We start from the raw sequence: 24716 nt of genomic DNA on the forward strand, positions 1-24716 counted from the left end.
TTTTCTTTCATGTAAATAATTATTATTGCGAAAGAGGTTAAAATACTGAAGGTTATATGTTGAAGGGCATTAATGGCATTTTTTAAGAGAACGTCTTAACAGAAAAAATCCCCTTAACTATTTAAAATTAAGGGGATCACTATACTAATAGTTTGCTACTAAAAAATTACTGTATCATCACTGAAATGTAATTGTGAAGTCAACATTTAATGGTGAACCATTATTTACTGTTACTGGCAGGCTAACATTTTTCCCTTTAAGATCAGCAAGTGAATCTACTCCGACAAACTTTGTTTGAAGGAAAGATACTGCTTCAGCTGATGCAGGTTCGAAGCCATTAATATGTGTTACTCCTAGTTGTGTATTAAATGTTGTAAAGAAACCTTGTCCTAAAAAAACAACAATCGGTAAATCATTATTTATCGTTACAGTTAATGAATTAGTACCAGTTGTTGATGCTGTTGCGATATTCGAAAAATTCGGGGTAGTGTTAAGTTCCGTTACTAAGCTTTCAACTTTTGTTGTAAGTATTTCTTGTTGAGCTGATGTAGAAATGCCATCAATTGCTGTTTTTACTTTCTTCACTTCTTCTAATAATGCAGCTACAAACTTGTTAGTTGAAGCATTTGGAAGACGATTTAGTAACGCATCGATTTCTGCGTACAAAGCTATTGCTTCTGCATTCTTACCATTAGCCAACAGGTCATTTATTTTTACAATTTTCATATAGATTGTCACAGGAACCATAAGTTCATCTCGTTTAGAATCTGCTGTTTTTTTATAATTATCTAACAATAAATCACGAGCTGCTTTACCTGAAAAACGGTACAAAATTGCGGATCTACCCTTCAATTGATAAGACAATTTATGATATTCTTTCTCTACAGTTGCGAAATCATTTCGGCTTTCCGCAGCATTTATTTCATTCAAAATTGGCACCAAATATTTTGTTGCATAATTATAAGCATCAATATAAGGTATTAAACCTCTTGAGATCTTTTCATTGTACAAAGTATCAAGTTCTTTTATTTTTGATTGCTTTTGTGCAGATGAAAGATTTGATGTACTTACAACATTTCTCGTTTTTTGATAGTTTATCTTTGCACTATTTAAGGCTTGATATAATTTACTACTCGGTACAAGTTGCCCATTTAATGCAGGATTTACATAGTGGGTAGTACCTCTGTTTAGTTCCGCTTTCACCTTGTTAATAGATTGATCGACTGACGTGTTCGCTGAGGTAACTGATGAAAATGATAAAACCGAAGATGTTAACAATACTGCTGCTGCCGTTTGTTTCCAAAATCTTTTTCCCATAATACTCCTCCTCTTGTGAATTTAGTCGTTGAGAAATTATCAATATATTTCAACAATTCTATAATACTATCTAACTTTCTATTCTTCAACTTTTAACTCGCTATAATTTTACATTTTTCGATAAAATCCTATTATAGACAAAAGAAAAAATGGGAATATAATCAAGATTTCTATGCATTTATCCACCACAAAAAAACTGACCAAAAGATTACCTCAGTAATCTTTTGAGTCAGCTTCTTCATTTTATTTAATAGAATACTTTCCAAATCCATCGGTACCATCACCAATGTATTTAATATTTCCATCTGCAGGGATAACTTTCTCTGCTTGTTTTGATGATTCGAATACGATGTTTGCATTAGCAGGTAATGTAGAGAACTTCCAGTTGCCGTCAGCAGATGGATCGATTGTTTTCTCTGCAAGAATGTAGTCGATGATTGCTTGACGGTTTTCGTCTGGATAGATTTCGATTGCTGTTGCATTACGTACGCCTGGAAATGACCCGTTTGCACGGTAGTTATTGGTTGCAACGATGAATTCTTGTTTTAAGTCAATTGGTTTACCGTTGTATTGTAGATTTTTAATACGAGATGCATTTTCATTTTTCACGTTACCATCTGAATCGTATTTTGAAGGTTGAGTTACATCGATTTCGTAAGTTACTCCGTCGATCACATCATAGTTATAGGAACGGAAATCAGGGTTGATCAGCTGTTGCTCACCAGTTTTTGCTGGATCTATTTGATTGAATTGACCTGCTGACATTTCCAACCATTCTTTTACATCTGCTCCTGTTACTTTTAAAGTTGCAAGTGTATTGTCATATAGATACAGATCTGCTACGTTTTTAATTGCTAATTCGCCTTTAGGAACAAATGTGTAGTAATCTGGATCGCTTCTTGTTCCAGCTTTAAATGGTGCACCAGCAGATAGAATCGGAAGATTTTCATTTGCTGTACCTTTTAGTTTTGTTTTCACATAAGCAGTTTGAGCGTTTGTTACGATTTGGATGGAAGAATCATCCTGCACTTGTGAGAAATAACTATGAATGTCCGCTGTCGTTGTTCCAACTGCTTGACGAACGTATTTAATCGTTCCTTCATGTGCTTCTTTTACTGCATCTACAACTGCTTGATCTACGTCTGTCGCATCTTTAGCAATTGTACGAACTTCTGCTTTAGAAGTCGCTACTGACCACTTGTTTCCTTTTTTCTCAAGTGTTAAATCGATTACACCTAAATGACTGCCGAATTTTCCAGGCATTACAACTGGAACACCATTGATCGTTCCATTCGCTACATCAACATTCGTTAAAGAAGCGTCAACTTTACCAGGGAATACTTGGTGAGCATGTCCAGTAATAATCGCATTTACACCTTTAACCTTTGTCAATAAATACGTAACGTCCTCTTCTCCAACTTCGTGCTTCGTATCGCCAAGGCCAGAGTGAGATAGAACAACGATTACTTCTGCTCCAGCTTTTTGCATTTCAGGAACGATTGATTCTACCGCTTGAACAGAATCGTCGACTGTTAATTTTCCTTCTAAATGAGATTTATCCCATTTCAAGATTTGTGGAGGTACAATACCCGTAACCCCTACCTTAATTGTCGATTTTTTACCTTTTGAATCAACCACTTCTTTGTCAATCAATACATATGGAGTATAAGCTAATTTTTTCGTAGCCGCATTGCGGATATTTGCATTTACATAAGGGAAGTTCGCATCATCTGTTACTTCATCTAAATAATCAAGTCCATAGTTGAATTCATGATTCCCAAATGTTGCGCCATCATATTTCAGTAATTCCATTGCCGTTACAGATGGATGTTCTTCTCCATCAACGAGCTTGTCTACTGCTTGCTTGTAAGAACCGAGTGGAGTTCCTTGGATTGCATCTCCGTTATCAAATAATAGAGTGTTGCTGTTTTCCGTACGTGCATTTTTAATTAATGTAGCTGTTTTAGCAAGTCCTAAGCTATTAGATGTTATATCCTTGTAGTAATCATAGTTCACGATATTTGTGTGAATATCAGATGTACCTAAAATACGTAAAGAAACTATGTCTCCTGATGGCGTTGGAATTGAATCTAAGCCAGCTGCTTTCAATACTGCTTCTACTTTTTCTAGTAATTCTTTCACTATAGGTAGAGTGCTAGTAGAAGGTAATTTATCAAGTAAAGGTTTCAAAGTTTCTAATACTTTTACCGCTTCTTCTTTTTTACCAGCAGCTAAAAGATTTTCTGCTTGAACAACCTTCATATAAATAGTAACTGGTACTCTTAACTGGTCACGCTTTAGGTCTGCTGGTTTTTTATATTCATTTAACAATAAATCTCTCGCAGCTTTACCAGTAATTCTATAAAGAATAGCCGTACGACCTTTTAATTGATAAGAAAGTTGATGGTATAATTTCTCTACTTTAGCCCAATCTTTTGCTTCTTCTGCCTTCTTGATATCCGCCATAATTGGGTTCAAATACTTGTCCGCATAATTGTAAGCATCAATGTATGGAATAAGTCCTTTTGCTATACTATCGTTATATTGTTTGTTTAGATCTACTAACAAAGCTGCTTTATTCTTTTCTTTAGAATTAAAAATAGCATTTTTCGCATTTTCGTAATTTGCTTTTGCCTTATTTAACGTAGGATATAAATCCTTACTTGCAGCTAATTTGCCCTTTTGAGCAGACACTACATAACCTTGAGTAGCTGCCTTCATTTCTTTTTTCGCCTGATCCGCTAAACCTTGCATCGAGCTATTAGCAAATCCTACATTTGTAGAAGCTAACAAAGACGTCGCAAGAGCCGTAGCCACTACATACTTTTTAATCGTATTCTTCTTCATAATTCCCCTCCTGTTTTTAGTTGTGCTAAATCCCTCAATATTACTCTATTATCAGAATAATAAGACCCCTATTTAAAGATAATCTAAGACAATACGTAAAACAATGTGAATATTATAATGTTTTTGTAAATAATAAATGGGTAAATTATTATTTTATTAAAGAACATTTAATTGAATTTTCTTTATTAATTACTAACTTGTAATAAGAAAATAGCAAAAAAATAAAAGCCTCTCCATCAAATGTTTGATGAAGAGACTCTTAAGTTAAACTTCTTATGGATTGCATCCAGCGAATACGGTTTTCATGTAACCAACATCTTTTCTGCTAGATTCTATATTCCAAGAGTCTTTTTGCTTAGCAAAGTAATAATGGCAATCAAACTGATTTTTTAAACCATTTGTGTTGGACCATTTAACATCTTGCCCATGTAGCGATACTACCTTATCCCAGGCATCTATTCTTTTTACACTTGATAATAGATAATCATCTGTATCGGTAAGGTATGGCTTATGGGATAAACTGAGAGATTCTTTCCCCCCTCTAGTAATCCACGAGAACGCTGAAAAATATGTTGAATAGTTAGAAACTGCTAAATCTACTTGAACATTTAGAGATTTTTTATTTGCACCTATATTTATAATTAATGATTTGTTATCATTCATTTTTTGCGTAATATTTATCTTTTCTTGATTGTTATCAACTTTGGTTGATATTACTCCAATAGACCTTTTGTCTTTATTATAAATATTACCTGCACTAATTATTTTATCCTCTTGACCTTTCATGAGAACTACAGATTCCCCATTTGTCAAAACTAATGGAATCTCTAACGTAGATCCATTTAATGAAGGAGCAATTAAAAAAGAAACCGTTACACTATTTTGCTCTTTGTTCATAGTTAGTTCATATTTAGATTCTCCACTATTAGATTTATTCTTACTTACCGAAACAGCAGAAGTTGATTTAATTATTGGCATATCGACCCCAATTTTTGTTCCCTCTTCAGTAGATATGTAAGTAATTGTTTCTTTTGCACTAGCTGTTACCTGATAAAGATTAAAGACAATTGTTATTCCCAAAAGACCGACTACAAATTTCCTAAATGCTTTCACTACAATTTTCACCTTTTCACTGTGTATTTACTCTCGCTAACAAAAACAAAAACAGGCAGAAAGAGCGGTATAAATCCTATCATTGTTTTTATCGGCATAAAAAAATACATAGTAATAAGTCCTATTTACTATTATTAGTAATTTAGTTGTTATTTTTAATATGTTTGTAATTAAATTTGTACTCATAGACCTAATAATTAACATTAATATTACTAGTTTCTGGCACCAGTAATGCTGTTGTAATAATTAATCCACTATTTTATACCTATTAAAAGGACGCAAAAAAGAAGTCGTCGGAGGTGTTTCTGCAAAAGATTAGACGACTTCTTATATTAAAGTGGATTACTAGAAACGATATCGGGAAAGCGACAAACAAGAACTTGAACACCACGATTCACTTGTCCATTGTGATAAATAGATAGGAGCGACTTCTTATAAACACAGGATAATTAGCCTACTATTAATTTTATACCTAATAGTATGATAGATATACATATTGTACCGAATTAAGGAGGGATTATTAGTTGAAGAGACTACTATTTATTTTTACTGTAATTATCTACTCAAACCCATATGTATCTTTTAAGTCTGCTTTATGCAGCAAATACCGTTCATAAATATTCCGATTCTCCCCAGAATAATCGCCAAATCTCTCATTAAAACCAAGCTCTACTTCTTGATATGATAAAGCCAATTCATATAGTTGAATATAATCCCTAACAACTTTACCGATCTCCTGCAGCAACTCCTCTTCCTCAGCTGTTATACTACCGCTTCCAACATATTTAGTAGTATATCCTTCGATTGCATCCACAACTTTATCCATCCTCTCTTCATTAACAGTTGTCGATAAATTAAATGATTGAAATTCTATATTAATGACACTTAGTAATTCTTGTGAGTCCCTATACATTTCCTCGGAAACATTATATGAACTAGCAGGTGGATCGTGCGTGAACATGTATACATACATACCGCCAAGAATAATAATGATTCCTATAAAAACTATTCCTAACAGCTTTAATAAATATTTTAAGCATCCCACAAAACTGCCTCCTAAATTGATGACTCATCTTTCTTATTGCTTTTTCCAATGCTTAGTATAAAATGATCGTTTAATAATCCAGGCATAAATGAATCACTAAAAACTAACTTATAGTCATATCTCCCTTAGATCCTTAGTGACAATTACTTTATCCTACTTTTTTTGAAATTAAGACGTTAAAATCTGTTATGGTTTATTCGCTATAAATTACGGACATGATATTCATTTCCTTCATAATCATCCAACCAAATTAACAAATGATTAACTTACCAACAGAAGTTATGAGGTCAATATAAGAAACCATAAACGATATCATAAAACTAATTGACTATGTATTTACTAAAAAGGGATTTAAGAATTAATATTTATCTATACATTTTGTAAGTTATAATTTTTTAAAATAAGGAAAAAGAAGTGAACCCTAATTAATTGTAAAGTATTCTAAAGTACCATCAGCACTGAACGCAAAGTCAAGTACAATGTAATTTTCTCCATGTTCTTCACCACTAAAATATACACTATAGCCATAAGATTTTTGGTGATATTCATTTATTCCATAGAAGAAATCAGGTTCACCTAAAGCATCAATTAGTTCTTGTTTATCAATATCTAAATTATAATAGGCAACACTCATTAATTTGTCCTCATAAAAACTTACACGAAAATCCGGGTATTCGTAATTCAAATACATCTCTTCTGTTACATCAGATGGTTTACCGAACGAATTATAAATAAAATTTTCATTAAGGGGTTGTTTAAAGGTTAAATCTACACCATTTACTGTAATAATCTTTTCATTAAGAAATCTGTCTACTACCTGACTTAAATTAAAGCTATTGTTTATTCCACCGTTACTATTCTGGTTATCTTCTAAATTACTCTCAGTAGATTGATTATTTGATTCAGATTCAGTATTAAGTTCACTATAAGAATCATATGTATTATTTTCATCATTTAAGTTTTCAACGTATGATGACTCATTAGATAATTCTTGCGCATTCTCCTTAGGATAACTCGTACTATCTGACATCCAGACTGCACCTACTAAGGTTAAAGCTGTAATAATCAAAAATAATATAAAACGCTCCATTATACTATCCCTACGATCTATTAAATTATTTTTTAACAATGACGCAACTAGTCATCATATCATGTAAAGCTTGCTTTTTTTGAGTGAAGATAACCATTAAAAATCCAATATACAAAATTAATGCTGAAAATATATGAAAGAAGTAACGAAATGTTGCTCTCAAAAATGAAATTCGTTCTCCATCTAAATCGGATACAGATATACCCATAACCTTTTTTCCTATAGTCCCCTGCCAAGAAGAGCTATCTAACAAAGCGTAATACATCCAGCTTATAAAGAATCCAGTAAAAGTTATTAATTCTTCATCTATAGGCATTAGTAGTACAATCGTTAAAGAGAACGCTATCCACAAAACTAGGTCAATTATAGTTGCACCCGTTCGTTGCCAAAATCCTGCATAACTTAATTCAGAACGCTGGTTATATAGATTTCGCGCTCTAGTACTTCTAGTTTGATTATGACTAATCTCCCCAATAAAGGAAGCTGCTACTTCACTTTGCACTTCCCCTACTGTTGGAACCGAAACATTTGCACCACATTTAAAACAAAAAGTATCTTCCACACCTAATTTAATTCCACATTTGGAACAGAACAATTTATACTCCCCTTTTCTAGATTTTCTTAAGCACTACAATTTTATCATAAAATACGAGATAAAAGTCCTGTATATATAAAATGTCTATAGTCATCACAAACATACATCTTCTGTAAAACAACAAGCTTAGTAGCATACCAGCAACACTAAAGTTCGCCAGCTATATTCAAAATGTAGTGGGTGACTACGTTTTTGACTACGTTCGGTTGATACTCATTGAAACTAGATGATATAGAAAAAAAGAAAAAACCCTTGAATACCAAGGGTTTTGACACTGTATGAAATCATATGATTTCATTATATGGAGACAGCTTTTTCGATAATATTCTATTCATATCAGATTTATAGATTCGTTGACCAAATGCCCGCTTCCTTAATAAAGATACGTTTGTTCAGTTTCAACTGTGCCACGATAAATTCTGCAATATCTTCGGGTTGCATCACTTTGTCCGGATTGCCGTCGGTTAATTTATTTTCGAAGGCTAAATCTGTTGCAACAGTACTTGGTGCTAATGCTATCACACGAATATTATGCTTGCGCACTTCCATTGCCAATGACTCCGTAATCCCAAAAACTCCGAATTTTGAGACGATGCACTTATTTACAAGAACATTCCGTTTCGAATATTTTTTAGCAAGACTAGTAAATGTTAATCTTGCTATCGCAAGCAATTATCATATTCTGAATCGTATTAGTTAGTCAATCTAAGTAAAAGAATCCCGCTAATATGAAGGTCTATTAAATGACAAAGCGATAATCGAGCCCTACACAGGTTACTTTGATCGAATCCAAGATTACAAGATTACTAATAGGTTCCCTGTGTAAGACACAATTCAGAAACTATTATGACCATGTATTTTTAAAACACAATTTAAGTAGAAATTTCCATGTCAAAAAGAAGTAGCTAATGCTCTTTTGCTACGGCTACTTCTTTCCTTTTCACAAATTATATACAATTTAAATTGTAGAGTATTGTCAGAGTACTGCAGAATTTTTATACACAGACACCTTCTTCGAACTATTTAGTTAACACTATAGAGTTTTCAACTTCAACAGTTCTTGGTTGGGTCAGTAAGCTGACAACCACCAAAGCTAAGACAGACATTGGAAGTGCAAATAATACACTATTTAATTCAAAAGGTCTATCTAAGATAACTTCCCATAAGATAGTACTTACTCCTCCTATAACCATCGAACTAAGAATTCCCGCTGTTGTAGCCCTTTTCCACAAAATTGTTGCTAAAATTGCCGGTGTAATCGCTGCTCCGTACATAGTGTAGGAATACATTTGAATAGCAAGTACAGAAGGAAAATACATTCCTAGTATATAAGCTAAAACACCTAATATTACTACAACGTAACGATTTACACTAAGAAGTTTTTTATCTGGAATTTCCTTTTTACTATAGTGTTTATAAATATCATATACAATATTTCCAGACGCAGAAAGTAAATAGGATGTTGCAGTAGTAATTATAAATGCCACAGCCGCACAAAGGACAACCAATCCAATACCTAATGGCAGACCGTTAATTGCCATATTCAAAACAGCTGTATCAGGTTTTATATCTGGAAACATGACGATAGCTGCAGTGGCAAATATAATGGTTAAACCTATAACTAAAACACTTCCTACAAAAAATCCAATAGTAGATCTTTTTGCTGTATTAGCGTCCTTTGCTGCTGCAAAGCGTTGATACATATTTTGATCTCCAAGAATTAACAAGAACAGCGGCAAAAAGAAACCTAATAATTGTAAAAAAGATAAACCACCATTCCACTGTTTCGCTTGTTCAGGGAGACTTAATGCTAATCCTTCAAATCCACCTACATTATTCAATACAAATGGTAAGCCCAATAAAAGTCCAAATACAATTAATAAAGCACTCAAAGCATCCGTATACGCCACTGAGAAGAGCCCTCCACTTACTGTCAAAAAGATTACAAGTGCTGCGATAATAATTGCGCTTGTTTCAATAGATAAACCAGTTGTGATTTGAAGTACATATGCTCCACCAGTAAACTGATATGCCGTAATCCCTACATATGCTAAAAGAATAAATATAGATGATATTAGCCTAGCTTTCCCGCCGAATCGTTTTTCAATTATTTCTGGAACTGTATAAGCTTCCCCTACCCTTACTTTTTCAGCGATAAAGTAGAGAACTATTATCCCAACAATTCCCCCCGATAAATTAAAAATTGCAGCCCAAGGTCCATATTGGTATATAAAGCTTGCTCCACCAATGATTGTCCCTGAACCAACAAAAGTAGCAAGTAGGGTTCCCATAACAACAAAAATTGGTAAACTTCTTCCAGCCGCCATAAAATCAGTACTAGTCTCTATAGATTTTCTTCCAAAATAGACCCCCATCAATGCCATGACTACCAAATAGATGATGACCGAGATTAAGTAAATACTCATTCTATCCCTCCTAATCTTTTTCTTCCTAGCAAACCATTAATCATGAAAAAATCAATTCATCAATCGCTCTTGGGTAGTCCGTAATAAGCTTAGTTCCATCCTTCGTTAGTATTACTGTATCGGAATGCCGGAAACCGCCTACGCCTGGTATATAAATTCCTGGCTCCACACAAAATACCATGTTTTCCTCAAGTATAAAGTCGCTGGAGTATTTCAAGGATGGCTCTTCATGAATTCCGATTCCTATGCCATGTCCTGTTCGATGATTTACATACTCTTCTAAATTTGCTTTTCTAAATATATCTATAGCTACTTCATTTACTTCTTTTGCACGAACTCCTACCTTGATAAACTCCAATGCTAGTTGTTGTGCTTCTTGAGCTAATTTAAAAGCTTCTCTTTGTTCGTTTGTTGGGTCACCCACAAAAAACGTTCGTTCACACTCTGCCCTATAGCCATTCAATCCAACTTGCCTACTATGAATTACGATATCATTTTTCTTTAGACTTCTTGTATTTGAAAATACATGTGGCATGTTTGTACGTTCTTTTCCTGAAGGGGACATTACAAAATAATCTAATGTAGCATTCGGGTGTTTTTTAGCAACCTCCAAAAATAATGCCTGATTTCCATAGTGATCAATTTCCATTTCTGTAACATGAGGTGTAGCGTGTTTAAGAGACTCCTCTAGAGCTAAACTAACTAATCTACCTGACTCGGTAATTTGCTCAATCTCTTCCTCATCTTTAATTGCTCTCATCTTCGCAATCTCTTGATCAAGGCTTACTAACTCAAAACCTTTTTCTCTTAGTCTATTAGCTAATGAAACTGGCAATGCACCAAATTCTACCCCTACTCTTGAGTTTTGTGGATAGGATTCAATTACACTTTCGAAAAGTTCAAGATATGAATTTGCATGTTCCCTGTGCAATTGTGTTTCATAGTAAACAAGTACACGATCTGCATTAGATTTATTCTGTGCATGGTTTTCTTCCAAGGAAGGCACAATAAATTGAACCTCCTTTTCATCAACAAATAGCACAATCGGTCTAGAGTATGTTATTGCTTTTAAACCACTAAAATAATACTGGTTTTCAAAATTCATGATTACTGAAAAAGCAATCTCTTTTGATGTTGTAAGTTCGCGTAAATAATGGATTCTTTTATTCAAATTCACAATTAACTCCTCCTATAATTTTACACTACCGTTAGATTGGCCATTTATATATACAGCCTTTACTTGACGTAACACATTTAAATGATTTAATGGATTCTCTGGAACTACAATAAAATCAGCAAAATAACCTTCTGTAATTTGTCCTACTTTAAGTCCTAAAATTTTTCCAGCGTTAACTGTTGCAGTTTTTAAAATATCCCTGTTTCCGTCAACATATTCAGACATTTTTTCAATCTCTTCAATTATTGAGGTATGTGGTGTAAAACAAGCACCCGCATCGGATCCAGCTCCTATTAAAATTCCACTGTGGAAGAATTTCTGAAATGCACTGACATGCATATTAATTATATTTTTAGCTTTTTCTCTAGCGTATTCTGGAACACCATCTAAACTTGCAATTTGTTGATAAATATACAGTGTGGGAATCCATGCAACTTTTTTTTCTATCATCTTTTCTACAATTTCTGTATCTAGATAATGTCCATGTTCAATAGTATCTACTCCCGCTTCTATTGAATTAAGTATCCCTTCTCTTCCAATAGCATGAGAAGCTACCTTAAGCCCAAAACGATGCGCTTCGTGGCAAACCACTTTTAATTCTTCAAGACTAAGTTCAGAGTTCTCTGCTTTTTCACCTTCTCTTCGTCCATAAACCCCTCCTGTAGCACTCACTTTAACGACTTGAGCGTTTTTATAAATCTGCTCTCTTGTGGCCTTTAGTGCTGCATCTTTTCCATCTACAAATTTCGCCCAAAATGGATCATGTCCACCGGTCATGGTGATTGTTTTTCCAGATGCGATAATTCTTGGTCCTGCGATTATCCCCTCACTAATTGCAGCAGCAACATGCAATGCAATGTCATCAATCGAACCTAGATCCCTAATTGTTGTCACGCCAGATTTAAGATATATTTGTGCATTTGCAACACTTCTTATAAGCATTTGTTCTTTTGTTTCTTTCTCGTGAGTGTTAACTGGATCAGGAGAACCATCCCACATAATATGGACATGTAAATCTACTAATCCGGGGAGTAGATAAGCTCCGTCCAAATTTTCTACCGGAATTCTATTAGGAATAGAATTCTTCGGTAAAATTCGGTGAATAATACCATTCTTAATCCAAACGGCATACCCTCTTGTTTCTTTTAAGTTTTCTCCTAACAGAAGAGTAGCACCCATAATAATTTTTTCCATGCTATATACTCCTTTTAATGAACAAACAAACCATTTTTCATTACTTGTTTTTGTTCTTTCAGAATCTCAAGGTTTTCTAAAGGATTTTTGTCTATTATTAGTAAATCCGCATACATTCCATTTGTTAGCACTCCACGGTCTTCTAATCCCAAGCATTCCGAGGCTATTCGAGTAGATGCATGAATAACTTCCATTGGTGACATCCCTGCTTTTTCCATTATCAAAAGTTCATCATGGTAATACTTAGGTGGCGTGACTGGAGAACCACAATCTGTTCCAGTTGCTATTTTTACTCCAAGCTTAACCGCCTTCTCTAACATTTGTTGATGAGGTTCAACTACATGTTTCGCTTTTTCTAAAGCCCATTCTGGAATACGATCATCCGTCGCTAAACGCTTCATTACAACCATCGTTGGCACTAAAAATGTACCTTTTTCTTTCATCATTTCCAATGCTTCGTCATCTGCATATATCGCATGTTCAATCGTATCTACTCCTGCTTCTAAGCAATTTTTAATTCCCAATAGCCCTTCAGCATGAGCAGCAACCTTTTTATTTTTCTTATGCGCTTCTTCTACTGCTGCTTTTAACTCTTCTGTATTTAATTGCGGAGATCCTGGTTCTTCTCCAAAGGTATAAATACCTCCAGTAGCCATCACCTTAACAAGATCTGCTCCATCTTTCATGACTTCCCTCGTAGCTTTTCTTACATTATCTACACCATCAGCTTCTTTTCCTAAGTAGTGAACATGACCACCAGTCATACAAATGGCTGGTCCCGAAGCGATAATAGTAGGTCCTAGCAACATTTTACTGTTGATGACATTACGGAGATTTAACACACTTTTTTTTGGTGATGCAACATCCCGCACTGTCGTAATTCCTTCTTTCAAAGTAGCAATTGCATTTGAATAAGCTTGTAATGCGAGCGTAGATTCATCCAAATAATGTATCTTTTTTTGTGGATCTTCAGAACCGTCCCAAACTAAGTGAACATGACAATCAATTAGACCTGGCAGTAAATATTTGCCTTTAGCATCCACAACTTGATCTGCTTCAGACAAATCTATCTCACCAATCCCAATTTCCTTAATTTTTTCGTTATCTATCACTAAGTATGCATTTTCTTGTACCTCTGTACAGATTCCATCTATTAAAAAACAGTTATAAATTATAGTTTTCAATTTTAAACCTACTTTCTTTTATTTTTATGATTAAATAATAGATTTTTCTGATAATTTTTTCATTGTATTGAGAGCACAAAAAAAAGAAGTCAATATATGACTTCCACACGAAGGGATTTATTCAATTAAATCTAACGACATAGTAAATAGTAGGTAATTTTCCTGTTTTTCAAAATTAATTCCTTTGTACAACTCATGGATTTTTTCAAGGCGATAACTGATTGTGTTTCTATGTACAAATAGTTCTTCAGCGCTTTTTTTTAAACTAAAAAAATTACGTAAATACGATTTTAAAGTGAGAACTAATTCTGCTCGGTTATTCAAATCAAATTCAATAAGAGGTTCTAATAATCTTTTTGCAGCTTCTTTTGCCTCCTCCTCTTCTTTTAATATAAACATATATTTTTCAAATCCTAATTCTTCATAGAATATTAAACGAGTTTCTTTAAATTTTGCTACCTCGATACTTCTTTGAACTTGTTTGAATTTCTTAAGAATATCCTCTTCATACGTATTCTCTTTAAATTCACTGATACCACATATTACGCCAGTAAAGTTTTCTAATATATTTTCTAAATTTTGTATTTTTATTTTAGAGGATGTCAAACAGATGACTTCTTGTTCATAAATCCAAATAACTTTATCTTGTGCTTGTCCATCTAATTCATCATAAATATATGTGAATCCATAATTAACCAATTCTTTGTTAGAAAAATGAAACAGATACATCTGATTGTACTCTTTCATCATTAAAGAAAAATTAGCGGTTTTGGAACTATTCTTTGCTTTTCCTTCTATTATAGATTCCAGTAAACGGATATCCTGGTTTTTTAAAAATTTTACTAGTGATTTTCTTTTGACTGCATCTATTAACAGAGCTGTCTTCCCATACTTTACTGCTGAGTCAACTAATAGATTCTGCGTATTTCTATATCCAATTACTAAGAACCCATATTTATCTAACTTATCTGCAATTGGAAAAAGACAAAATGTTAGTTCACTTTCTTCAAGAAATTCATTTTTAAGTAGAGCGCTGACTTTTTCAAATTTTTCTTTTTTTAACAGGTTACTAGAATTTTCTAAAGCTGATTTAACACGTAGACTGAATTCATCCCTTTTTATTGATCTATCCGTCCAAACAGTAATAATATTCAACTCTTTATCGAAATACAATATAGGAGAATTAATATATTTCCCAATAGTAGCAATTATATAACTTGCCCCTTTATCTTCAGCGATGGACTCTAACAAATTTAGGTTCATCTTTTCCATCTGTTCTCGAAGGGTATCACTTTCTTCAAGCAATAATTGATTATATGTTTTTAAAATCTCGTGATATGAAACTTCAAATGGAATCGATAAAATAGGTAAACTGTACTCGTTTCCAATAGAAATAATGGACGAAGGTATTTCATCCAAAACGACTGAGTGAATTGCTAAAGCAGCAATTTCTCTAGTCAACAACCATTTAACATGATTAATAATTTCAACTTCGCTTGTAAAAGCTGCAAATGTTGTCATAATAAAACCACGGCTTTGTATTCGTTCACTTATCAACGGTAACTCTTGAATGCTAAGATAATTCAATTCAACTTCCATTCCATCCATCCCAGCGATCAAGTTTATGTTGTAGAACTTTAACTTCTCCGCAAATTGTTTAACAGTAACCATTTTCTTTTCTCCTTTCAAATAGGGTAGCATTATTTACTTATATAAAATATTTTATCAGAATAATACAATAATAAATATGTAGTATAAAATTAAATACCTTATATCATAGTCTGAGGTGTTAAAGAAGTATTAAGTGTATTTGATATGTTACAATGTCTCTTTAAAACAATTCGTAAATCATAAAGCCGCTGCATCGATAAACCGATGCAGCGGCTTTGGAATATAATTATTAACCTTGTGCTGTAAGTTGGATATATTCCAGGTTGTCCAGTCTGGTTTTTTTTTGTGAATACTGATTTTGGGAAACGTAGGCTTATTGGACGTGCATTTGTTGGATTCACTGTGAACTGTTCTAAAGGGAAGCCGAGTTGTGCTACTAAGTTACCTGTTGCGCCAAAGAGTTCCAGTGGTACATTGCTAATCGTGATTAAAAGAATTAAATTAAAGGCTTTGGAAGTTGAGAGGAAAGATCTCTCAGCTATTTAATTTATGTCTTTTAACAATGACCAACTATCTAGCATTAGCAGAATAATCTAGTATAAAAAAAGCCGACTCCCATAATGGAATCGACACTTTTCTTCTTAGATCAATATCCGATTTATGGATTCGTTGACCAAAGGCCTGCTTCCTTAATGAAGATACGTTTGTTCAGTTTCAACTGTGCAACAATAAATTCTGCAATATCTTCTGGTTGCATCACTTTGTCCGGGTTGCCGTCGGTTAGTTTATTTTCGAGCGCTAAATCTGTTGCGACAGTACTAGGTGCTAAAGCTGTCACACGGATGTTATGTTTGCGAACTTCCATTGCTAATGACTCCGTTATCCCAAACACTCCGAATTTTGAAGCGCTATACGCACTTGTCAAAGGTGCTCCCTTTTGTCCAGCCGAAGAGGAGATATTTATGATGTCGCCTGATTTTTGCTCAATCATTCCAGGTAGAACAGCACGTGTCACATAATACACACCCATAAGATTAACTTGAATGATTTTTTCCCATTCAGCTACTTCCAAGTCCATAAAGTTACCGAACTTCGCTATTCCTGCGTTATTGATTAATATGTCCACCTGACCCAGTTCACCCGTCAATGACTCGATTGCTTGATTCACTTCATCATTTGATGACACATCAGCTGTTGCAATCGCTGCTTTCACACCGAATGCTTCCACTTCCTTCGCAACGTCCGCCAATGTTGCTTCCGATTGTGCAAGAAGACCCACATTAACTCCTTCAGCAGCTAGTGCAAGTGCAATCGCTCGTCCCAAATCCTCTGAATAGGTAGGAATAGTATGTGTAATTCTAGCACCCTCCACGTGATAGGGGTCACTTGAGTCGTTTAATAATCTTGTAAATATTTCACTATGAGATGTGTCTAAGCCTATTAATCCGATATTCATACGCTAGTCCCCTCACTGTTTAATAGAGAAAAAACTTGTCGCGGTCTGCCTCTTCTTGAGATTTTTTCCATGCCTATTACTTCGATTAATTTTCCATCCAACCAAGACTGGATAATTCGATGGGCACTTCTCGGTGTAATTCCTAAAACGGAAGCTAATTCATGAGCAGTAAATTCATTTTTCTTTTTTCGTTTAATTAAAGCCATTGTCTTCTCAATATTCGCTGCACTCATTCCTATAGTTTCTGCCTGATTTATTAATAATTGATCAGTCACAGTTAATGGATATTTCATCGGGGCAATCAAATCGATTGGACCAAATACACTACGGTCTTCTCTTACAATAAAACAGCAAGACCCTCCGCTATCTTGAGCTTGAATAAGTGCTACTCTTGCGTGGGAGCCGGCCTCCAAAGCAGAAAAACCAATTCCAATCCCTATGGATAAATGTACTCCCAATTTTTTCTTTACTTCATCGACAATAGGTAAAGATTTATATCCTTCTGTAATTCTCTCAAACGTTCCGCGATTAGTGACAAACAAATATTCATTGCTACTGAGTGCCGTTAAATAACCGCTCATTTGCTCCGCGAAATGAAGTAGCATACGGTATGTATCATGGTTTCTGTTTTGTACCTGCTGTTCTGTCATGAATTCATTTATCGTTGATGCGGAATTATCTAAAAAAATTCTTCCTATAATAATTTGCATCTCTTTTTGTTTTCGCTGGTTTGTTCCTAGAAGCATTCTTTCAATTGCAACAATAATATCTTCTTCTGAAGGCTTCAACCACTCGTTCATAATGTTTTTATTTGTCAATGATTCACTTACTAATCTCAAACTAGTTATCACAACCGTCTTAGGATCTTCTGCTACTTTTTCAAGATGAAAATTAACCAAGTCATCTATATTTTCATCGGAAACCATACCTTGATAAATACAATACGTAAAGGTTTCGTCCAAATTTTTTTTAACAATATCTATATGTTCATTTTGAATTCCATCAAGACTTATTTGCGTAAGATTCTTTTTAGCTTTTAATTTATAAAGTGCCTGATACAGTCCAGACCCTTTTAAAGGAATATAAAATGCCGGAGTTTCCACAGGTATTTCCTCTTTAGCCACCAAGTAAGGTATTCGACCAGAGTAAAACAAACAATCTACTTCGTCTCTAAGTTCAATGGTGAAATCTTTAGCTTCCTCTAACACATCCGACAATCGAAAAATAGGTTGAATGGTAGGAAAGAGATCGAAGCACCGTATGAGCGTCTCACGAATCCAAAGTGGTCCGATTACCCCAACCTTAATATGTGTTTTCATGATATCCTTCCCCCCAACAACGTGAAAAGACACATTTAATCATGTGTCTTTTCCTCTTTCTTAATGTACACTTTCCTTTTCTAGAAAAGAGTTTACAAATTCATCATCATTTAACTCTGGATAGGTTGCGTAGACACGATCAATTTCTTCTGACTGACCAGGGCTTAATACTTCATGATCCATTAAACACCAGTTTCCTTGTAGAAGTCCCTGTCTTCTGAGCACTTCATTGATGCCTGCAATACTTCCTTTAAAATCGTTTTTAGAATCAAAAAATGCAGAGTTTGCATCGGTTACATTTTGAGCAATTGAAAACCATTTTTTATCGATTTGATCTTTGTCACGAGCAACTTTTTGTTGTTCAAATAATTCTACAGCTTTGTGTGTCCATACTGACCAATGTCCCAAAAGTCCCCCGACAATTTGTTTCGTTACAATTTTGCCATCAAGTTCAACAGCATAAGAAGTGAATAGATCTGTAATGATATTATCGTCATTTCCTGTATAGAGAGCAATTTCATCTCTTCTAGAGGAAGCACAAACCGCACGAATCACATCTAAAGTTAGATATCGATTGAATGGAGCTATTTTGATCCCTACTACATTCTGTATATCCGCAAATGCTTTCCAAAAATCATAACTGAAAACTCGACCTCCAACTGCTGGTTGAAGATAGAATCCAAACACCGGCAACTCGTTTGCAACCTCTTTCGTTCGATCAAGAAGTTCTTTTTCAGAATAATCTTTCAATCCGCCGTTACTTAATAATACCATATCATAGCCAAGTTCTTTAGCTATTTTTGTTTCTTTCAGCGCCTGCTCCGTTCCCCCACAAACGCCTGCAATCTTTAAAAAGGGGCGTTGTAGCTTTGCCTTCTCTACTTCCTCCATCGCAACTCTAAGAACCGTTTCATACAAATTAAAAGCAGGATCTCGAATTTCAAATTGAGTCGTGTGAACACCTACAGCAATTCCACCTACACCAGCTTCAATATAGTATCTCGTCAATCTTCTCTGTGAATTTTCATCCAATTGCTTATCGCTCGTAATTGCCAAAGGATGTGCAGGAATAAATGCCCCGTCAAGTAAATGCTTTTTCAGTTCTGATGATAATGCCATTTAAAACTCCCCTTTCCGCTCTTGGAAGTGAGTTGGTTTATTAATCGTTTCTCCATTATTTGCAACCCAATCAGCTGTCCATTCGATCATTTCTCTTATGGAAACTCGTGGATATCCAAATAACTTATGCGCTTTGCTTGAGTTATTTAACAATGCATTTTCTTGTTCTGCTCCAACAAAAACTGGCTTTTTACCAAACAAACGACCAAATTCATTTGCAATCCATCTAACAGATAGTGTCTCCGGTCCAGTTACATTAAGAATAGTTGGCGTTGTACTAGCTAGCAATAACGAGCGAATCGCATATTCATTGGCATCTCCCTGCCAAATCACATTTACATGGCCCATCGATAAATCAAGCGGCTTTTCATTATATACGGATCGAGCGATTTCTAGTATTACTCCATACCGCATATCAATCGCATAATTTAATCTAAAAATCGTTAGAGGTGTTTGATCCTTTTGAGAAAAGTATGTGAAGACTCTTTCTCTTCCAAGTGATGACTGACCATATTCGCCAACAGGAGCAACTTGGTGAAGTTCATCACAACCACCCGAATATACTGGCACTAATGGATACACATTTCCTGTTGAAAATGCAACAATATTGGAACCTTTAAAATGCTCAGCCACTCGACCTGGTAAATAAGCGTTCATCGCCCAAGTAAAATGCTCATTTCCAGTAGTTCCGAATTTATTTCCTGCCATGTAAATCACGTTTTTTTCTACTGGAAGACGCTTTAACTCTTCCTCATTTAAAAGATCGGCAGCAATCGTTTCTATACCTGCAGACTCCAGTTCCTGTTGCAATGTACCATTGGAAAAACGAGAAACCCCGATAACTTTCTTATCTAACCCTGCAGCATCGATCGCTCTCTTTGCCATAACAGCAAGCGTTGGTCCCATCTTCCCACCAATACCTAGAATGATTATATTACCTTCTATTTTCACCATATCCTCAATCAAAGCAGCAGATGGTCCTGTCATTAAATTTTCTAATTCTTCAACTGTTTTCAACTTATTTCCCCCTTAAGAAAAAAAGATGTTTTTTACATTGTTAAATGCAAGATAGAATAAAACGAGCAGTCCGATAATCCCTAAAACATTACTTAGCATTTTATTTTTGAGCTCGCCCATTACCTTCTCATCATTTGCAACAACTAAAATCGAAATAGCGATGAAAGGCACAACGAAAATTGTCACTGCTTGTGCGAAGATGATTAAATTCAATGGTGCTGATCCAAAAACAATTCCAATGACGGAACCGAAAAGCATAACGAGAATGATTAAAAATTTTACCTTCATATTCGATAGATTATTCCCTACTCCAACACCGTCTGCTAGTAAAGATCCCCCGATTGTTGCATTTCCCATAAGAGATGAAAAGGATGCTCCAAACAGACCAAGCATGAAGACAAATGTAGACCAACCTCCGAAAAGCGGTTCTAACGCCAACCCCATTTCAGTCGCATCATTTACTATAAGCCCCTGTGGCTTTAAAATTGTTGCAGCAGTAATCATAATAAGAAATGAAATAAAACCTAGTAGGAAAATACCTAGAAACGATTCTTTTCTCCCACTTCCTGCATCGGAAATCGTCCAGCCTTTTTCTTTTACTAAATACGATTGATACAAGGCACCTACAATTGAAAAACTTGTAGCAAATAGCGCAATTATTAACCCTGTACTTCCCTGTGGAATAGTAGGGATGAACCCCTTAAAAATATCAACTAATGAAGGCTGAACCAAAATTACTGTAATAAGAAAAGCAAGAAGCATTATTACTACTAAAACAAGCATCAACTTTTCTAGAATTTGATAAAATTGTTTTGCAAACAACAAAGCAATGGATAAAAGAGTAAAAATGTCAATCCAAACTGTCGGATTCAAATTAGTAACTGTGGACACAGCTATACCAGTTCCAATCGCATTGCCTGCTTGAAAAGATGCAGTTACGAGAAATGCCCCTATACCTATTAATAACCCCGCTACAAAACCCCATTTTTTCTTAATAACTTCTATGAAACTAGATTTTGCCGCTATCCCAATCCTCGTGCTCATTTCTGTGTAAACCATCATCAGAACGACAGCTAAAACAAGTGTCCAAACTAATTGTGATCCATAAATTGCGCCTATTTTGGATGACAACGTGACACTCCCTGGACCAAGCACCAACGCCGAAGTAATCAAAGCAGGGCCTAAGTAATTGAAAATATTTTTCTTCGTACGCACTTTACCACTACTTGTTACTGATGATAATTTCGCCCCTTCATTCAAACTAATTCCCCTCCGATTAATTATTCTGAATACTCTATCATTATATTAACTGAAGCAAAGAATTAATGACACGTCTTAAATATGTCTTTAATTAACACAAACTTAAGAAAAAAAGCCATCAAACAATTACAACGATTAATGACTTTTCTCCATTCTAATTGCTCAACTAGTTTTGACATTCAAGCTTTTAGTGTCTTACCTTTCTGTTTTTACTTTTAATCTCTTTCTCCTTATTCATTTTTTAATTCAACTGCAGTTTACTAAACGAGCAGCGTCAAGTCTACGGACATGGACAAGTATATTTACGTCTTCGTAATAAAGTATTAAAATCGGATAATCTTCATCACTTTCTGTAATCCTCTCGTCCGATTCTCCTCAAACTTTTTATTTATGGACCCATTATTTCATCTGAACTTGTTATCTTATCCACCATTCAAAATTAGTTCTAAAAAGCTAAATTATTTTCAATTATAATATCTAAAACAGTTGCTTTATAACTGTTTTAACAATTCTAAATTACACTTTACTTTAACTATTATTTTTAATATATTTAGTAAATAATACTCACCACAAAGGAACTAGGAGGAAATTAAATAATGGCTTTTAAGAAAGAACTAAAAAAAGTGAAGATATTGCTTATCATTGGAATTATCCTTGCAATAGCATTTGTCGTTAGCGTAATGATTGAATATCAAACAATCGATATATTCGACGGCGGATTATATGTAATTTTCACCGTAGCTCTCTACCCATTAGGTATTGTTTACGGATGGCGTTATATACTTGGTTACGCTAGCTACACGGAACCTTACTTACCAGCTGACAGATACTACACTGTACAAGAACGTAATATTTATCATAATGGTAGATTAATGGGAACAGTTTTAAGAATTGGACTAGCCCTCTGTTTAGGCTGGATCGTTGGGGTGTTTATTGCACTGAAGAAATTGAATCAAGCAAAGCGTTACGATACTCAAAATAGCAACTACTAATGGGGTATTTAATATTTAACTTCAGGTTCTAAATGAATTTGGAAATATACATATTTAAGCTCTAAAATTAATATATACATAGAATCATAAAGAAGAGGCTGGGACATATCTAGCTTCTAATAATGAGAAATCCAGATTTGAGCACATTCAAATCTGGATTTTTAACTTTTAGAGAATTTTAAGTGTTTAGCTTAGGCGTTAGCCGTGAATTTCCTTAAATTCACGGCCATTAACGCTAGGCCCATTTCGTTTTCAACCTTCGATGTCCCACGGACAGAAAATCGAGTAAAACGTAAATTAGCCTTCAAGAATCCAAAAACTGGTTCTACATCGATTTTTCTCTTACGATAAATCGAACTAGTTTTTTCTTCTGAAAGCTTCGCTCTAACATATTCTTTTTGTTGTTCCCACTTTTCATTGAACATTAGTTTACGGTTACTACCCTCTTATGCTTTTGTGCAAAGAGAACGTAACGGACAACCGGTACAATCTTCACATTCGTAAATCTTAAACTTTCGTTGGAAGCCATATCGATCATTCCGAACGGAATGGTATTGGAAGAATAATTGTTTTCCGTTTGGACAAGTGTAGGTATCTGTTTCGTTGTTATATACCCAATTGTCTGTATTGAATTCACTTTGTTTATGTTTCTTCTTTTGCTCCTTCAAATACATACCGTAAGTAATTAAAGCTTCTCGTTTGCGGTTAGATAAAATGTCATCATAGTTTTGTTGGCTACCATAACCTGCGTCTGCGACAATATGTTTGGGTAATTCAAAATAGTTTTGTTCAATTATATCTAAGAACGGAATCAGTGTACGAGTATCCGTTGGATTAGAGAATATACTATAGGCTAGCGTATATTGACCTTCTGTCGCAATTTGAATATTATATCCAGCTTTTAATTGTCCGTTTTGCATGTAATCATCTTTCATACGCATAAATGTTGCATCAGGGTCAGTTTTTGAATAACTATTCCTTGAACCACATATCTCTAAATCTCGTTGATACTTCATTTTTCGCACAACCATATCTAACAATTGATTTCTAATTTGCTTAGGGTATTTACGTTGATTTCTTAGTGCTTTTCTTGTTGGAACATCTGTCGATGTTTCAATTTGCTTATCATATTCATGTACCACGTCATCTGCTTTTTGAACAAGCTGCGCAATTTCTTCTAAGGATAATTGTTCCTCGTTTTCACGTTCTATTTCAGGGATGATTTCATTTTCTAAAAGTTCATTGTAAAGCTGGTTTGATTTTTCTATAAGGGCTTGATTATATTTTTCTACAGACTTCTTCCAGACAAAGGTAAATTTATTCGCATTCGCTTCAATTTTTGTACCATCAATAAAAAGGGCTTCTTGATCAATTAATTGTTCTTTAACTAACTGACAACGAAATTGAATAAAGCACTGACGAATTAAATCTTTTACTTCGGGATGAACGCGGAAGCGATTGATTGTACGATAGCTAGGTTCATAACCTTGAGCTAACCACATCATTCGAATACTGTCTTGTAGCAAAGCTTCAATCTTACGACCCGAAAAAGTTGATTGAGTATAAGCGCATAAAATAATCTTAAGCATCATGCGAGGATGATATGCAGGACAACCCTCATTTCGTAGAAATGGGGCAAAGGCTTCTTGAGGAATACTTTCCACTAAATGATGAACATGGAAGGCATATCATTTTTTTTTAGTTTTACTTCTAAATCTAAAGGTAAAATTAATTGATTCATGTTATAATTTTTAAACATAAGGACACTTCTTTCTTTTAAAATTTTTGGGGTCAGATACTTAAATTTTAACAGATAGTGTTCTTTTTTCATGCAAAAAATATAGCCGCTGACTTTTACTTTCGTAAAAAGCCATCGGCTACTTTCATTTCAGAGGTGGGTTTTGTCCCAGCCTCTTCTTTTTGCTTAATATTTTTTTCCTGAAATATTCTTTAT

Annotated in this window: 18 protein-coding genes and 2 pseudogenes; 1 reads left to right on the forward strand and 19 read right to left on the reverse strand. The window is 34.5% G+C overall.

The window, feature by feature from the left end:
- Positions 1-177: 177 nt before the first annotated feature.
- From WAX74_RS03905 to WAX74_RS03985, 18 genes and pseudogenes are all read right to left on the reverse strand, one after another.
- Positions 178-1317 (reverse strand): hypothetical protein, encoded by a 1140-nt coding sequence (locus WAX74_RS03905; RefSeq protein WP_336496355.1) that lies wholly within the window; start codon positions 1315-1317, stop codon positions 178-180.
- 243 nt (positions 1318-1560) lie between these two features.
- On the reverse strand, positions 1561-4164 hold the full coding sequence (locus WAX74_RS03910) for a bifunctional 2',3'-cyclic-nucleotide 2'-phosphodiesterase/3'-nucleotidase (RefSeq protein ID WP_336496356.1): 2604 nt from the start codon (positions 4162-4164) through the stop codon (positions 1561-1563).
- Between the two features lie 273 nt (positions 4165-4437).
- The gene (locus WAX74_RS03915) at positions 4438-5277 is read right to left on the reverse strand and encodes a DUF2599 domain-containing protein (RefSeq protein ID WP_336496357.1); all 840 of its coding nucleotides are present in this window, start codon (positions 5275-5277) and stop codon (positions 4438-4440) included.
- A 559-nt stretch (positions 5278-5836) separates the two neighbouring features.
- Positions 5837-6322, reverse strand: a complete 486-nt coding sequence (locus tag WAX74_RS03920) for a hypothetical protein (protein ID WP_336496358.1) — start codon at positions 6320-6322, stop codon at positions 5837-5839.
- Between the two features lie 421 nt (positions 6323-6743).
- The gene (locus tag WAX74_RS03925) at positions 6744-7352 is read right to left on the reverse strand and encodes a hypothetical protein (protein ID WP_336496359.1); all 609 of its coding nucleotides are present in this window, start codon (positions 7350-7352) and stop codon (positions 6744-6746) included.
- Between the two features lie 85 nt (positions 7353-7437).
- A complete protein-coding gene (locus tag WAX74_RS03930) occupies positions 7438-8007 on the reverse strand; it encodes an RDD family protein (protein WP_336496360.1) in 570 nt (189 codons plus the stop codon).
- Between the two features lie 342 nt (positions 8008-8349).
- Positions 8350-8595, reverse strand: a pseudogene (locus WAX74_RS03935) (SDR family NAD(P)-dependent oxidoreductase); the annotation flags it as partial.
- Positions 8596-9026: 431 nt separating this feature from the next.
- Positions 9027-10433 (reverse strand): sodium:solute symporter family protein, encoded by a 1407-nt coding sequence (locus tag WAX74_RS03940; protein ID WP_336496361.1) that lies wholly within the window; start codon positions 10431-10433, stop codon positions 9027-9029.
- A gap of 40 nt (positions 10434-10473) precedes the next feature.
- Positions 10474-11610: a Xaa-Pro peptidase family protein gene (locus WAX74_RS03945; RefSeq protein ID WP_336496362.1), complete on the reverse strand. Its 1137-nt coding sequence runs from the start codon at positions 11608-11610 to the stop codon at positions 10474-10476.
- A gap of 12 nt (positions 11611-11622) precedes the next feature.
- Positions 11623-12804 (reverse strand): metal-dependent hydrolase family protein, encoded by a 1182-nt coding sequence (locus WAX74_RS03950; RefSeq protein WP_336496363.1) that lies wholly within the window; start codon positions 12802-12804, stop codon positions 11623-11625.
- Positions 12805-12818: 14 nt separating this feature from the next.
- Positions 12819-13988, reverse strand: a complete 1170-nt coding sequence (locus WAX74_RS03955; RefSeq protein ID WP_336496364.1) for a metal-dependent hydrolase family protein — start codon at positions 13986-13988, stop codon at positions 12819-12821.
- Between the two features lie 117 nt (positions 13989-14105).
- A complete protein-coding gene (locus WAX74_RS03960) occupies positions 14106-15659 on the reverse strand; it encodes a helix-turn-helix domain-containing protein (protein ID WP_336496365.1) in 1554 nt (517 codons plus the stop codon).
- A gap of 98 nt (positions 15660-15757) precedes the next feature.
- Positions 15758-16141: an SLAP domain-containing protein gene (locus WAX74_RS20965; protein WP_413788926.1), complete on the reverse strand. Its 384-nt coding sequence runs from the start codon at positions 16139-16141 to the stop codon at positions 15758-15760.
- Between the two features lie 116 nt (positions 16142-16257).
- A complete protein-coding gene (locus tag WAX74_RS03965) occupies positions 16258-17055 on the reverse strand; it encodes a 3-ketoacyl-ACP reductase (protein ID WP_336496366.1) in 798 nt (265 codons plus the stop codon).
- Positions 17052-18374: a GGDEF domain-containing protein gene (locus WAX74_RS03970; RefSeq protein WP_336496367.1), complete on the reverse strand. Its 1323-nt coding sequence runs from the start codon at positions 18372-18374 to the stop codon at positions 17052-17054. The genes WAX74_RS03965 and WAX74_RS03970 overlap by 4 nt, the downstream gene beginning before the upstream one ends.
- 60 nt (positions 18375-18434) lie before the next feature.
- Positions 18435-19493 (reverse strand): dihydrodipicolinate synthase family protein, encoded by a 1059-nt coding sequence (locus WAX74_RS03975; protein ID WP_336496368.1) that lies wholly within the window; start codon positions 19491-19493, stop codon positions 18435-18437.
- A complete protein-coding gene (locus WAX74_RS03980) occupies positions 19494-20510 on the reverse strand; it encodes an NAD-dependent epimerase/dehydratase family protein (RefSeq protein WP_336496369.1) in 1017 nt (338 codons plus the stop codon).
- A gap of 12 nt (positions 20511-20522) precedes the next feature.
- Positions 20523-21770 (reverse strand): Nramp family divalent metal transporter, encoded by a 1248-nt coding sequence (locus WAX74_RS03985; protein ID WP_336496370.1) that lies wholly within the window; start codon positions 21768-21770, stop codon positions 20523-20525.
- A gap of 596 nt (positions 21771-22366) precedes the next feature.
- Here WAX74_RS03985 and WAX74_RS03990 point away from each other — a divergent pair.
- Positions 22367-22762: a hypothetical protein gene (locus tag WAX74_RS03990; RefSeq protein ID WP_336496371.1), complete on the forward strand. Its 396-nt coding sequence runs from the start codon at positions 22367-22369 to the stop codon at positions 22760-22762.
- A gap of 191 nt (positions 22763-22953) precedes the next feature.
- Here the strand turns inward: WAX74_RS03990 and WAX74_RS03995 are convergent.
- Positions 22954-24521 (reverse strand): annotated as a pseudogene (locus WAX74_RS03995) (IS1182 family transposase).
- Positions 24522-24716: the final 195 nt, after the last annotated feature.

The sequence above is a fragment of the Psychrobacillus mangrovi genome, assembly GCF_037104765.1.
Lineage (GTDB): Bacteria > Bacillota > Bacilli > Bacillales_A > Planococcaceae > Psychrobacillus > Psychrobacillus mangrovi.